Origin of the sequence: Halorubrum sp. Atlit-8R (assembly GCF_003666025.1) — an archaeon.
GTDB classification, from domain to species: Archaea; Halobacteriota; Halobacteria; order Halobacteriales; family Haloferacaceae; genus Halorubrum; species Halorubrum salinarum.
Genome location: NZ_QPLV01000001.1, coordinates 897828 through 910771, shown reverse-complemented (window position 1 = coordinate 910771; position 12944 = coordinate 897828). Strand labels below are relative to the sequence as shown.

Below are 12944 nucleotides of genomic sequence, written 5' to 3'. Positions count from 1 at the left end.
TACAAGCCGGCCCGGCGTCTGCCCGGGAACATGGACCGCACGGACATCGCCGAGATGGACCCGCTGCCCGACGCGGCGACCGAGTTCGTCGAGCGGAAGCTTGAGGACGAGCACGGCTACCTCTCGTGGCTGAACACGTCGGTCGAGACGATCGAACGCGGCCGCGTCGTCCTCTCTATCCCCTTCGACGACAAGCTCACCAACGCGGACGGCCGGACGATCCACGGCGGCGTGGCGGCGACGCTGATCGACACGGCCGGCGGCGTGGCTCAGCGCACGACGTTCGAGGACCCCCTCGACGGCGGCGTGGCGACGGTGAACCTCAACGCGAACTACCTCCGCCCCGCGAACGGCGACCTCCGCGCGGAGGCCGAGGTGGTGCGCGCGGGCGGATCGATCGGGGTCAGCGAGATGACGGTCACCACCGCCGGAAACGGGGGCGAGGCGACCGCGGACGACGACGCGAGCGACGGGAGCCGGTCGGAGGTCGTCGTCGGTCAGGGCTCGTTCCGACTGTTTCGCGAGTAGCCCGGGAGGTCGGCGAGGATCGCGTCGAGGGCCGGATCGGCCTCGCTAGTGGCGCCCGCGTCGTCGTCGGCACCCGCGCCCGCGTCGTCGCCCGTCCCGAGCGCCGCCGCCAGCGCCGCGACCGGCTCGCGGTCGGCGCGGTCGGGGGCGGCCCGCGCGACGACCGACTGCTCGCCGAGCGAGACGAAGTCACAGCCGAGCCGCTCCGCCGTCTCACGGAGGCCAAGGCCGGCGTCCGCGTCGCCGGCGACCACGGCGCGGACCGGGCTCTCGAACGCCTTCGCGGTCCGCTCGTAGCCGTCGATCCGGTCGGCGAGGTCGCGGCGGTCGGCGTCGCGGTCGTTCGCGAGGTCGTCGAGCGCCGCGTCGAGGCTGCGCCGGAGACCCGAGACGGTCGGCCGGTTGCGGAGGCGGAGGTCGCGGTCGACGAGGTCCGCGAGCCCGGTCACGTCGGCGGGGTTGCCCTCGGGGACGACGAGCCCCCACTCGCGGGCCCAGCCGCCGAGGACCGCGGCGTCGACGTCGCGGTCGGTCGGGCCCGCGGTCACGGCCACGTCGGGGACGCCGTCGCGGAGCCGGCGGAGCCCCTCGCGCGAGCCGACGGCGAGGTACCGCGGGTTCGCGAGCCGGTCGAGCAGGCGGTTGAGCGCGGGGTCGTCCTCGCCGACGCCGAGCAGCGTCGGCGGGCGCACGTCCGGGGAGAACAGGTCGACCGAGACCGTCTCGCCGGCGTCGAGGTACTCCGTGTCCGGGTCGACCGCGACGACGCCGTCCGCCTCGACGAGGCTCGTCGTCGCCCCCGACCCCTTGTCGACCGGGTAGACGAGCGGGCGGTCGCCGTCGTCGAGGTCGAGCAGGCCCACGGGCATCAGCCGCAGGCGCCCCTCGCCGTACCGCTCCCCGACGCCCATCCGGCCCTCGACCGTCGCGGTCGCGGGCTCGTCTCGGCCCGCCGCCTCGCGGATCGCCGGCGCGACGAACGTCCGGAAGATGGTGAGCGCCGAGACCGGGTAGCCCGGGAGCCCGATGTACGCCGACTCGCCGGCGTCGCCGGTCGCCGGCCCGTCGCCGTCGGCGCCGTCGCCCAACCGGTCGAGCCGCCCGACGAGCATCGGCTTCCCGGGCTTGACCGCGACGCCGTGGAGGAGGAGCTCGCCGCGCGCCTCGATCACGCGGTAGATGACGTCGACCGCGCTCGCGGAGGTCGACCCCGAGGAGAGCACGAGGTCGCACTCGTCGGCCGCGCGGCGGAGCAGCCGCTCCATCTCCGCGTAGTCGTCGCCGGCGTGCGGGTAGAGGACGGGCTCGCCGCCGGCCTCCTCGACGCCCGCCGCGATCGTCGTCGAGTTCACGTCGTATATCTCGCCGCGCTCCGGGTCGAGCTCCTCGCCGGGGCGGACGAGCTCGTCGCCGGTCGAGACGATCCCGACGCGCGGGCGCCCCTCGACCGGGACCTCGTCGACGCCGAGCGCCGACAGCAGCCCGATCTCGCGGGGGGTCAGCCGCGTCCCGGGGCCGAGCGCGCGGGCGCCGGCGGCGATGTCGGTCCCCGCGGTCATCACGTGGTCGCCCGGCGCGACCGACGTGCGGACCGTGATCCGGGCTGAGCCGTCCCCGCCGCCGTTGCCGTCCACGCCGACCTCGTCCGTCCGCTCGACCATCACGACCGCGTCGGCGCCGTCTGGCATCACCGCGCCCGTGGATATCTCCGCGCAGGTTCCCGGCTCGACGGTCACGTCCGGCGCCGCGCCCGCGTGGACCGCGCCGACCAGGTCCAGCTCGGCGGGGTCGGCCTCGTCCGCGCCGAAGGTGTCCCGCGCCCGCACGGCGTACCCGTCCATCGACGCGCGGTCGAACCCCGGCACGTCGATGGCGGCGTCGACGCGCTCCGCGAGGACCCGCCCGCGGGCCTCCCGCAGCGGGACCGTCTCCGGCGCCGGCGAGAGGTCGAGCGACGCGATCGCCTCGCGCGCGGCCTCGGGCGTCGCGAGGTCGCGGAACTCCTTGCGGTCGCTCATTCGGTCACCTCCCAGAGCTCGACGTCGACGGTCTCGCCGGCGTCGAGGCCCTCGCGCGGCTCGGGGACGACGACCCAGCCATCGGCGAGCGCGACGCTGGAGAGGATCCCGGAGCCGCTCGCGCGCGTCGGCGTCGCGGTCGGGAGGGCGTCGCCGCCGTCGCCGTCAGCACCCTCGCCCTCGTCGGACTCGGAGAGCGACACCCGCGCGAACGTCCGCACACCGGGCTCGCTCGGGACCTTCCGGTCGAGCGTCGCGCGGCGCGTCGGGAACGGGTCGGCGTCGGTCCCGCCCGCCCGCTTCAGCGCGGGTCGGAGGAACTGCGCCGCGTTGACGATACAGGCGACCGGGTAGCCGGGCAGCGAGACGATCGGCGTCCCCTCGGCCGCCCCGAGGCACACCGGGTGGCCGGGCTTCAGGGCGACGCCGTGGACGAGCACCTCGCCGAGGCCGTCGACGACCTCGGGGATCAGGTCGCGCTCGCCCACCGAGGAGCCGCCGGTGGTGACGACCACGTCGGCGTCGAGGTCGGCGGCGACCGCCTCGCGCAGCGCGTCCAGGTCGTCGGTGACCACGTCGCGGTACCGGGCCTCGCCGCCCCAGCGCTCGACGAGCCGGGAGACGGTGAGCCCGTTCGTCTCGATCACCTCGCCGGGGCCGGGGTCGGACTCGACGAGCTCCTCGCCGGTCGGGACCACGGCCACCTCGGGCGGCTCCCGGACCGTCACCTCGTCGAGGCCGACCGAGCGCAGGAGCCCGAGGTCGGAGGGGCGCAGGACGTGGCCGGGCTCGTACAGCCGCTGGCCGTCCGCCACGTCCTCGCCGGCCTCGCCGACGTTCTCGCCGGTCGCGACCGCGTCGAACACCTCGACCTCGTCGCCGACCGCCTCTACCCGCTCGACCATCACGACGGCGTCGGCGCCCTCGGGGACCGCGCTGCCGGTGTGGACGCGCGCGGCCTCGCCGGGCGCGACGGCGTCGGCCTCGGCGGGCTTGGCCGCGAGGACCGCCGGCGAGCGGTCGCCGGCGCCGAAGGTGTCGTCGGCGCGGACCGCGTACCCGTCCATCGCGGCCCGGTCGTACCCCGGCACCGGCGCGGGCGCGTCGATCGGTTCGGCGACGACGCGGCCGTCCGCCGCCCCGACCGGGACCGACTCCGTCCGGTCGTGGGGCGTGACGGCGTCGAGCAGCGTCGCCCTCGCGTCCGCGACCCGGGTCCGCCGCTTGAACCCGGACTCGCGTCTGTCGTGGCTCATGGGATCACATTCGCGGCCGCGGGCAAAAACCCCGTTCTCCGCGGGCGCGGGCGCCCTCGTCTCCGGCCGCCGACCGCTTCGCGTCGCTCCGTCGCTGTGCCGCTCCGTCGCACCGCGCCGTCCGTCAGGCGAACCAGGAGAGGAGGCGCCGGGTTCGGTGGACCGATTGGAGCGCGGCCACCTTCGCGGCGACGGCGCCGTCGACCGCGGTCCGCTTGGTGGCCTGCGCGCCCCGCGCGGCGCCGGTCCGGGCGTAGTAGGCCGACCGGCGCCCGGCCGCGCCGACGTAGTGTTTCGCCGCCATCCGGATCGGCGCGCGCCGCCCCTCGACGGTCGTCGTGCCGCGGCGGATCGCCGCCAGCACGTCGTCGGCGGTGACCCCGCGGACCGACTCGGCGCCCTCGATCGTCAGGTCGGTGTACGCCCGCCCGACGTACTGGAGGTGGTGCGCGTCGCTCGCGGCCACGCCGGGGTAGCCGTGCTCCGCGGCGAACCGCCGCGCGCGGCGGTTCCGGTAGCCGGTGAACAGCCACGCGTTGAACACCTCGATGGCGTCGACCTCGGTGGCCGCCGCCGGTTCGGGGGTCGCCCCGCCGTTCGGCGTCGGTTCGGGGGCCGCCGATTCGATCGCCTCGCCCTCCGCCTCGTCAGCCGAGCCGTGGGTCGCCGCCGCCTCGTCGGCCGGGTCGGGGGTCGGGATGTTGCGCTGGCGGACGCCGTGGCGCGAGCGCTGGAACGGGTGGGGAACGATCGCGACGCCGCCGCGGTCCCGGACCCAGCGGACCGTCTCGGCGTAGGGGCGCCCGCGGGGCGGCATCCGGTCGACGCCGACCGCGAGCAGGTGACCGTGCGCGGTCGACACCTCCACGCCGGGGATCCCGATCAGCCCGTACTCGGGGGCGATCTCGGCCGCGCGCTTCGACTCCCGGATCACGTCGTGGTCGGTGATGACGACCGCGTCGAGCCCGATCTCTGCCGCGTGTTCTAAGATTAGCTCGACGGGCTCGTGGCCGTCGTAGCTCCCCTCCGAGTGGACGTGCGGGTCGATGCTGACGGTGACGCTGGACACGCCCGGACTACGCGGCGGGAAGTATATAAATGGGCCAGCGACGGCGGCGGCGCGGGCGGGCTCAGCCGAACAGCCCCTTGATCTTGTCGACGACCGATTCGTCCTCGTCGGCCTCCTCGGCCTCCTTCCGCTGCTGTTCGCGCAGCTCGCGGAGCTTCGCGGCCTGGTCGTCGGTCCCCTGCCCGCTGTCGGTCTTCACGTCGCCGCCCTGGAGCCCCTTCAGCTCCGAGACCGCGTCGTTGACCGCGCCGGAGGTCGTCCGCGTCTCGGTCGCGGAGCCCGCCAGCTTCTCCGCGTCGACGTCCGCGTCGTCGACCGCGCTGGTGTTCAGTTCGAGCCGGCGCGTCTCGGAGCGCTCGACGCCGCCCCACGTCAGCTCCGCGTCCGACAGCTCGCGCTCGATGTCGGCGCGGACCGACTCCTCGGTGACCGCCTCGCCGTCGCCGCCGGCGCCCGAGCCGGACCCGCCGCCCGCCTCCGCGGCGCCGCTTCCGGCTTCTGACGCGCCGCCCTCGACCGCGCCGCCCGCGACGCGCTCGACGCGGTGGGCGACCAAGGCGCCGCCCGTCGCGCCGATGACCGCGACCAGCCCGAGGGTGTAGCCCGCGACGATCTGCGCGCTGTAGTCGGGGTTGGCGACGACGTTCCAGTTGCGCGGGTACGCCCAGGTGAACGCGGCGGTGCCGACGAGGGTGATCGCGACGCCGACGCCCGCCAGGTACAGCATTCGGCGGTCGACCGGGAGGAGGACGACGATGCCGAACAGCAGGGCGGGGAGCCCGGCCGCGGCGGCGACGGCCGCGACCTCGCGGACCGCGTACGTCGAGAGCGCGGTCGGGTCCAGCGTCGCGCTGTAGAGGAACACGACGACCCCGATCACCCCGAGGGCGATTCCGGCGGAGAACAGCCCGAACCCCGCGTACACGTCGATCGTCCGGTCCGGGTCGCCGACGTATCGGCGGTAGTACTCGATGAGGACGTTCTCTGCGTCCGCTTCGCTCATACGCGAACGTTTCCGCCGAGTGTAATGACTGTTACCCCGGCGGTGCCGGCCGCGCGGCGTCGCCCGTCCGGGGCGGTCGGCGGTCGACCCCGCCGACCCGTGCGTTTTTCACCGCGGGCGACGAGGTTCCACGCGAGAATCCGTGACGCCCGAGTGCCCCCGCTGCGGCGCCGCCCTGTCGTCGCTGTCGCTGGGCGCCGCCACCGCCGTCGCCTGCGAGGAGTGCGGCTACGCCGACGTCGAGGCCGACCACTCCGGCGAGCCGGAGTTCGCCGAGAGCTGGGCGGACGCGCTCGCGCGCTTCGAGGAGAACCAGTAGCGGTCGACCCAACCCACACCATGCCCACGCTCGACATCTCCGACGACCACGCCGACCGGATCGAAGCGCTCCGCGCGGAGCTGGCCGCGGCCCACGCCGGCCCGTACGCCTCCGTCGACCGCGAGGACGCGCTCGCGTACCTGCTCGACCTCGCGGACGCCGTCGACGACCCGGACCGCGTCGCGGCGCCGGCGACCGGCGACGAGGACGGCAGCGAGCGGTCGGCGGCCGCGGGCGACGCCGCGCCCTTCGACCGCGACCGCGCCCGGGAGCTGCTGGCGTCGCGGAACCGCCGCCGCAGCGACCCGGACCCGGACGACCCGATGGACCTGTCCGACATCGCCGCCGCCTTCGAGGTCACCGGCCGCAGCGAGATGACGAAAGACGAGCTGATCGACGCGGTCCTCGACGCGGCGGCCGCCCTCGCCGCGGACCCGTTCTCGCGCGTGGATATCGACCTCGACGACGACGCGGACGCGGAGGATGCGGACGACGCTGGCGACGGCGAGGGCGACGGAACTGAAGCGGACGAAGACGACGACGGAACTGATGCGGACGACGACGGCGACGACGCGAGCGAGGACGCGGCCGGCGGGAGCGACGACGGCGGCGCCGGCCAGTTGGACGCGATGATGAGCCTGCTCGACACCCACGCGGACAAGTGGCGCGAGGCGGACGGCGACGCGCGCTACGAGGTCGACCTCCCGGACGGGAGCGTCGAGACGGCGCGGACGAAGGACGACGTGCGCGCGCTGCTGTTCCGGAACTACTGACGGGGACCACACATGGGATTCATCGACGCGGTCCGCGCGTGGCTCTTCGGCGCGGACGACGACGCGGGCGAATCGGGCGACGAGGCGCGATCGAGCGGCGACGCCGACGGGGACGCGAGCGACGGCGACGAGCCGGAGGGGCTCGACCCCGCCGGAGCGACCGAGACGCGCACCGCGAGCGCCACCGACGACGCGGTCGACGCGCTCCGCGACGTGCGGCGGTCGCAGGACGCGGGGAGTCCGGGCGACGCGGACGGCGGACGGCCCCCGGACGACGACCGCACGAAGCCGCCCGACGAGGGCGGTACCAACCGTTAGGTACCCGGAGGCGAACAGGGGCGTATGACAGACGCGTCCGGCGACGGCGAGTTTCAGTCCCTCGACGACCTCCCCGACGATCCGACCGACCGGGAGTACGTCGAGCGAGCGATCAGGCTCTCCGAGGAGGCGGTCGAGGCCGGCAACACGCCGTTCGGCGCGCTGCTCGTCGTCGACGGCGAGGTCGTCGGCGAGGCGCACAACGAGACGCGGACCGAGGGCGACGTGGCAGCCCACCCCGAGTTGACCCTCGCGCGCTGGGCGGCCCGCGAGCTCGACGCCGACGAGCTTGACGACTGTACGATGTACGCCAGCACGGAGCCGTGCCCGATGTGCGCGACGGCGATCCACTACGCGGGGATCGGGCGGGTCGTCTTCGGCGTCGACGGCGAGACCCTCGGCGAGCTCTCCGGCGACGTGGTGCCGATCCCCCTCGAAGAGGTGATCCGGCGCGCCGACGGCGACACGACCGTCGAGGGACCGGTCGCCGTCGAGTCCGCGATGGCGGTCCACAACGACTTCTTCCGCGAGTCGTGACGACGGGACCGGACGCGGGCGGCGACGGCGGGGGCGATGCCAGCGAGACCCCCGCGGTCCTCTCCGTCGGCGCCGCGGCCATCGACGAGTGGTACGCGGTCAGCAACCTCCCGGAGCCAGACGGCGGGGCGTTCGCCGACGAGGTAACCTCCGCGTTCGGCGGCGTCGGCGCCAACGTCGCGGTCGCGCTGGACCGCCTCGGCCGCGACGCCGGCCTCGTCAGCCGCGTCGGCGACGACGAGTACGGGCGCCGCGCGCTGGCGTACCTCGACGAGACCGGCGTCGACGGGACCCACGTCGCCGTCGGCGACGCCGCTCACACGCGCTCGCTCATCCTCCGCGACCCCGACGGCGAGCGCGCAATCGTCACCGCGGGCGAGAGCTTCCGCGGGCTCCGCCCGGACGCGGACGCGCTCGCGGCGATGGCGGACGCCGACATCGTCTTCCTCACCGCCTACGCGCCCGACCGCGCGGCGCGGCGGATCCTCGACCGGGTGGAGTCGCTCAGGGCGGCCGCGGCCGACTCGGGCGGCGCCCCGCCCGCGCTCGTCTTCGACCTCTCCGGGGCCGTCGAGGAGCTGGTCGGGCGCGGCACCGAGCCGGCGACGATCCACCGGTTCCTCCACCGCGCCGACCTGTTCGTCGCGGACGGCGTCGCCGCCCGGGCGTTCTTCGGCTCGGCGGCGGCCGCGGTCGAGCGGGTCGCGGCCGCGCAGCGTCGGGCGGCCGACTCCGAGGCCGGGCCGGGGACCCCGTCGCGCCGCGGCCCGACGTGGCCCCGCGCCGTCCTCACGCGCGGCGCGGACGGGATGACGGCCGTCGCCGGCGGCGAGGCGTCCCGGTTCGACGCGTTCGACGTCGAGACGGTCGACGCGACCGGCGCCGGCGACGCCTTCACCGCGGGGCTGATCGACCGGTGGCTCGCGGGGGAACCGCGGGGAGTGGCCGAGCCGGGAGAGCCCTCGGCCGACCGCGAGGCCGTCGCTTCCGGCGTCCGATTCGCGGCCGCCGTCGCCGCGATCAACTGTACGAGCCGGTTCACGCAGCCCGGGCTCCCGACCCGCGACGAGGTCGAGGCGTTCCTCGCCGAGCGCGGGTTCGGGCCAGACGGGAGCCCGTAGCGACCGGGCCGGGCGCGCGGACCGGCCGGCGGGAGCTACCGCGCCTCGTCGGCGGCCGCGACGAGGTTCGCGACGCGGTCGGCGTCGACCGGGGCGGTCGTCTCGCCGCCCGCCTTGAGCGCGGTGCCGACGATCGCGCCGTCGGCGACCGCGAGGAGGTCCGCGACGGTCTCCGGCGTGACCCCGCTACCGACGAGGACTGGCGTGTCGAGGCCGTGGCGCTCGCGCTCGGCGACGACCGACTCCAGCGCGCCGGCGTCGACCGCCTCGCCGGTCCCCGAGCCGGAGGCGATGACGGCGTCGGCGAGGCCGCGCTCGGCGGTGTCGGCGAACGACTCGGCGGTGTATCCCTCGGGCGTCAGCGGCGCGGAGTGTTTCACGTCGGTGTCGGCGAAAACGCCGACGTCGACGCCGAGGCGCTCCCTGAGCCGGAGCGTCTCGTGGGCCCGTCCCTGGACGATCCCCTGGTCGGTCACGCGGGCGCCGGTGTGGACGTTCACGCGGACGAAGTCGGCGCCGACCGCGGCGGCGACGGAGAGGGCGGCCTCGGCGTCGTTCCGGAGGACGTTGACCCCGAGCGGGAGGTCGGTCTCGGCCGCGACCGCCGTCGCGGCGCGGGTCACGCCCGCGACGACGTGCGGCGGGACCTCGTCGGGGTAGAACGGCGCGTCGCCGAAGTTCTCGATCACGATCCCGTCGACGCCGCCGCGGTCGAGCGCCCGCGCGTCGCTCGCGGCCCGGTCGACCGCCGCGCGCATCGCCTCGCGCCCGTCGTCCGGCGCCCGGGGGGCTCCGGGGAGCGGCGGGAGGTGCACCATGCCGAGGAGCGGCGCGGCCGTGCCGAAGGTGGATTCGAACTCCATCGTCGGGAGCGACGCGGCGCCCCGACAAAAGCCTCCCCACAGCGTTTAGGCCGGCGCCCACATGCGTCCGACCGAGATGGGAATCGACGCGACGGAGCCCGGCGACGGCGACGTGACGCTCGTCTTCTCGCTCGGGGCCGCGCGCTCGCTCGCCGACCCGGCCGCGGCGTTCGCCGACGCGCGCCGGTGGAGCCGCCACGTCGGCGTCGTCGCGAACGAGGCGGACCGGGTGGCGGCGTTCGCCCGCGAGCACGGCGTCGAGAACGACTACGCGCTCCGGAGCTGGGACAAGTGGGGCACGCTCGCGGACGTCCGCGACGAGAGCGCCGCCCCGCGGTACGTGTTCGTCGGCACCACCCGCGCGGACGAGCGCGTCGCGACCGAGACGGGATACGAGTTCCTGCGCGTCGACGAGGCAGCCGAGAAGGCCGGCTGGGGGCTCTCCGATCCGGGGGCGCCGGACGCCGCCGAGGAGGGGCGCGGCGGCCGGCTCGCGCGGGCCCGGCGCGCGCTCCGGAACGCGCTCTCGCGGTTCCGGTGAGCGCCGCGCGCCCGTTCGGCGGTCGGGGACGCCGGCCTTCCGTCCGCGGAAGGTACAAACCGCTCGTCGCCCAACGTGGGGTATGTCCTCACCGCTCGCGGACGAGCCGGTCGAGCCGGCCGGCGACGACGGAGAGCCGCTCGCCGAAGACGAGTACGCCGACTACGCCGCCGAACTCGGCGACGCCTGGGAGGTCGTCGACGAACACCACCTGGAGGCCAGCTACGAGTTCCCCGACTTCGAGACGGCGCTTTCGTTCACGAACGACGTGGGCGAGCTCGCCGAGGCGGAGTGGCACCACCCCGACATCGCGCTGTCGTGGGGGGAGGTCGGCATCGAGATGTGGAGCCACGAGGTCGGCGGTCTGACGCGCGCCGACTTCGTGATGGCGGCGCGGATGGACCGCCTGTACGCCGACTACGAGGAGTGACCCGACGCATCAACGAACGGCTTTAAACCCCTGCCGGCGAAACGTCGGGTAATGAGCGAGAACGTCTTCCTGGTCCCGATCGACCCGGAGAACTTCGACCGAACGGTCCGGACGCCGGTCGATCTCACCGATTACCCGGATCGCCCCGAACCCCTCGCCGACCTCGACGAGGCCCGCCTGTGGGCCGTCGACGACGACAGCGGCAACGGGTCGACGTTCGAGAAGATGGAGTCGGGCGACCTCCTGCTGTTCTACGCGGACGACGAGTACGTCGCGACCGGCCGCGTCGGCGAGGCGTTCGCGGACGAGGACCGCTGGGCGAGCGGGACGTTCTGGACCGCCTTCCCCACCACGCGCGTGTACACGGTCACCGACTTCGGCGCCGTCTCCGCCCCGAAGCGCGCCGTCAACCGCATCTTCGACTACTCGTCGTCGTACACGCCCGGCTTCATGCGCGTCGCGGACAGCCGCGTGACGGCCGAGCTCTCCTCGATCGAGTCCGCGCTGGAACACTACACGAAGCGGAACGCCTGAGCGCGGGCCGCGCCGGCGGGTTCTCAGTTCTCGACCGCGTCGACCAGCGCCGCGTACGCCGGCTCGTACGCCGCCGCTACGCGGTCGGGGTCGCCGCGGACCTCGCCCGACAGCGCCGGGAGCGGCTCGGTCGCGAGCGGTTCGATCATCTCGGTCACCGCGTCGACATGCTCCTCGCGGGACCCCTCGCGCGGGCTGCCGGCGGCGACCGCGCGGGCCTTCGCGTAGCGGTCGCCCGCGTAGATCCGGGCGCGACCGGGGTCGACGACCGCGACCGCGTCGGGCGCGACCGGGCCGTCGCGAGGCAGCGTCCCGGCCACGTCGGCGTACGACTCGACGACGACCGGGACCGGCGTGCGGGCGACGCGGTCGGCGAGGCGCTCGATGGCGGGCAGGTGCGCCGCGGCCATCACCTCGTTGAACTCGGGGACGTCGCGCACGCGGGTCGCCTCCGCCAGCGGCAGGCGGTCGGCCAGTCCGTCGGGGAGCAGCCCCGCCTCCGCGGCCGCGCCGTTCACGACGAACCGCGTCCCCGCGTCGGTCGTCACGCGGTCGCAGAGGAAGGTGCGGTCGGCGTCGCCGAGCATGCCGGTCCGGCCCGGCGTCGGCTTCCAGAGTCGGTGGACGGGATTGATCGACTCGGGCGTGACCGCCGACGCCGACGGCGACGAGTCGTCGGCCGCCGCCAGCGGGCGGGTGTTCGCGGCCGCGAGCGTGCGGGCGTCCTTCCCGTACAGGCGGCCCGCGTCGGTCGCGACCCGGTAGTCGTCGTGGTCGAACCAGTAGTCGTTGCCCGCGCGGGGCTTGACGCCGACCGCGTCGCCCGCGCGATCGGCGAGGTGCGCGACCAGCCCCGCCGAGAAGGTGGTCTTCCCGGCGTCGACGCGCGAGCCCCCGGCGACGAGGTAGATCGGCGGGTCGGAGCGCTCCCCGGTCACGCCGACCCGTCGCCGTCGGCCTCGGCCTCGGCGTCCGGGTCAGGCTCGGGGTCCGCGTCGGTCGCGAGCCCGTAGTACCCCGGGCCGTCCTCGGTCAGCGGCTCGGCGACGACCATCTCCTCCGCGTGGACCATGACCCACGGGACCGCCCAGTCGACCAGCACCGCCTCGGTGTCGGGGTCGACCTCGGCGTCGGGCTCTAACCCCTGAAGCAGGCGCCCGATCTCCGGGATGGTGTACATCTGGTCCGGCTCGAACAGCTCCGCGGGCTCGTAGAAGTCGCACGGGTAGGTGGCGTCGAACGCCGACTTCGGTTCGGGCATGCGCGGCGATACGCGACCGCGTCCGTAAACGCTGCCGATACGACCCGAATCGATCGGACGCTACCTGAACCGATGCGGTGGCGCGTGCCGACGAGCGCCCGATAGGGCGCGAGTCGCACGCGCGAGGGAGTCGTTGGCGCCATCGGCGCCAGCGACGAGGCTGGGGAGGCGAGAGGTGCGGTGCTGTGCGGGGCGGGGTGGGGCTCAAAGGGGCAGCCGCGAGGGCGGCGTAGGCGACGTAAGCACCGCAGCGAGCGAAGCGAGCGAGGAGCGCAACGAGCGTGCGCCGCCCTCGCGGCTGGGGCTTTGGTGGTGTTCATCGCCGAGTCGTCGATTGCGTATCGCCGAGCGGCTGGGGCTTTGGCAGTGTTCC

At 75.0% G+C, this 12944-nt stretch carries 16 protein-coding genes; 9 read left to right on the top strand and 7 right to left on the bottom strand.

The genetic code is table 11. The features are described 5' to 3' along the window. The first annotated feature begins 30 nt into the window (after positions 1-30). Positions 31-528 (top strand): PaaI family thioesterase, encoded by a 498-nt coding sequence (locus tag DVK05_RS04470; protein WP_121562194.1) that lies wholly within the window; start codon positions 31-33, stop codon positions 526-528. Here the strand turns inward: DVK05_RS04470 and DVK05_RS04465 are convergent. The 4 genes from DVK05_RS04465 to DVK05_RS04450 all read right to left on the bottom strand — a co-directional run bounded on the left by DVK05_RS04465 (position 498) and on the right by DVK05_RS04450 (position 5874). Beyond that, complete coding sequence (locus tag DVK05_RS04465) at positions 498-2546, bottom strand: molybdopterin biosynthesis protein (protein WP_121562193.1); 2049 nt, start codon at positions 2544-2546, stop codon at positions 498-500. The two genes, DVK05_RS04470 and DVK05_RS04465, sit on opposite strands and share 31 nt — an antisense overlap. Beyond that, on the bottom strand, positions 2543-3802 hold the full coding sequence (gene glp / locus DVK05_RS04460; RefSeq protein ID WP_121562192.1) for a gephyrin-like molybdotransferase Glp: 1260 nt from the start codon (positions 3800-3802) through the stop codon (positions 2543-2545). The genes DVK05_RS04465 and glp overlap by 4 nt, the downstream gene beginning before the upstream one ends. A 124-nt stretch (positions 3803-3926) precedes the next feature. Continuing rightward, positions 3927-4871, bottom strand: a complete 945-nt coding sequence (locus tag DVK05_RS04455; RefSeq protein ID WP_121562191.1) for a PHP domain-containing protein — start codon at positions 4869-4871, stop codon at positions 3927-3929. A gap of 61 nt (positions 4872-4932) precedes the next feature. Next, a complete protein-coding gene (locus DVK05_RS04450) occupies positions 4933-5874 on the bottom strand; it encodes a permease (protein WP_121562190.1) in 942 nt (313 codons plus the stop codon). A gap of 142 nt (positions 5875-6016) precedes the next feature. On the opposite strand from DVK05_RS04450, the gene DVK05_RS17260 reads away from it, so the two are divergent. From DVK05_RS17260 to DVK05_RS04430, 5 genes are read left to right on the top strand one after another with little or no spacing between them, the layout of a single operon-like run. Next, positions 6017-6193, top strand: a complete 177-nt coding sequence (locus tag DVK05_RS17260; protein ID WP_199712281.1) for a hypothetical protein — start codon at positions 6017-6019, stop codon at positions 6191-6193. A 20-nt stretch (positions 6194-6213) separates the two neighbouring features. Then, a complete protein-coding gene (locus DVK05_RS04445; RefSeq protein ID WP_121562189.1) occupies positions 6214-6966 on the top strand; it encodes a hypothetical protein in 753 nt (250 codons plus the stop codon). A gap of 12 nt (positions 6967-6978) precedes the next feature. After that, positions 6979-7284, top strand: coding sequence for a hypothetical protein (locus tag DVK05_RS04440; protein ID WP_121562188.1), 306 nt, complete (start codon positions 6979-6981; stop codon positions 7282-7284). A gap of 24 nt (positions 7285-7308) precedes the next feature. Further along, positions 7309-7821: a nucleoside deaminase gene (locus DVK05_RS04435; protein WP_121562187.1), complete on the top strand. Its 513-nt coding sequence runs from the start codon at positions 7309-7311 to the stop codon at positions 7819-7821. Next, positions 7818-8942, top strand: coding sequence for a carbohydrate kinase family protein (locus DVK05_RS04430; RefSeq protein ID WP_121562186.1), 1125 nt, complete (start codon positions 7818-7820; stop codon positions 8940-8942). The genes DVK05_RS04435 and DVK05_RS04430 overlap by 4 nt, the downstream gene beginning before the upstream one ends. 35 nt (positions 8943-8977) lie before the next feature. Here DVK05_RS04430 and DVK05_RS04425 read toward each other — a convergent pair whose 3' ends face one another. Then, positions 8978-9805 carry a BtpA/SgcQ family protein gene (locus tag DVK05_RS04425; protein ID WP_121562185.1) on the bottom strand — a complete coding sequence of 276 codons (828 nt, stop codon included), beginning with the start codon at positions 9803-9805 and terminating at the stop codon, positions 8978-8980. A gap of 76 nt (positions 9806-9881) precedes the next feature. Here DVK05_RS04425 and DVK05_RS04420 point away from each other — a divergent pair, with 76 nt between their 5' ends. The 3 genes from DVK05_RS04420 to DVK05_RS04410 all read left to right on the top strand — a co-directional run bounded on the left by DVK05_RS04420 (position 9882) and on the right by DVK05_RS04410 (position 11310). Further along, positions 9882-10346, top strand: a complete 465-nt coding sequence (locus DVK05_RS04420; RefSeq protein ID WP_121562184.1) for a hypothetical protein — start codon at positions 9882-9884, stop codon at positions 10344-10346. Between the two features lie 82 nt (positions 10347-10428). Further along, positions 10429-10776, top strand: coding sequence for a 4a-hydroxytetrahydrobiopterin dehydratase (locus DVK05_RS04415; RefSeq protein ID WP_121562183.1), 348 nt, complete (start codon positions 10429-10431; stop codon positions 10774-10776). Between the two features lie 51 nt (positions 10777-10827). Next, positions 10828-11310 (top strand): hypothetical protein, encoded by a 483-nt coding sequence (locus DVK05_RS04410; RefSeq protein WP_121562182.1) that lies wholly within the window; start codon positions 10828-10830, stop codon positions 11308-11310. A gap of 23 nt (positions 11311-11333) precedes the next feature. On the opposite strand, the gene DVK05_RS04405 is transcribed toward DVK05_RS04410, so the two are convergent. Both DVK05_RS04405 and DVK05_RS04400 read right to left on the bottom strand, forming a co-directional pair. Next, positions 11334-12248, bottom strand: a complete 915-nt coding sequence (locus tag DVK05_RS04405) for an ATPase (RefSeq protein ID WP_121562181.1) — start codon at positions 12246-12248, stop codon at positions 11334-11336. Then, on the bottom strand, positions 12245-12571 hold the full coding sequence (locus tag DVK05_RS04400) for a DUF5827 family protein (protein ID WP_121562180.1): 327 nt from the start codon (positions 12569-12571) through the stop codon (positions 12245-12247). Before DVK05_RS04400 ends, DVK05_RS04405 begins: the two co-directional genes overlap by 4 nt. Positions 12572-12944: the final 373 nt, after the last annotated feature.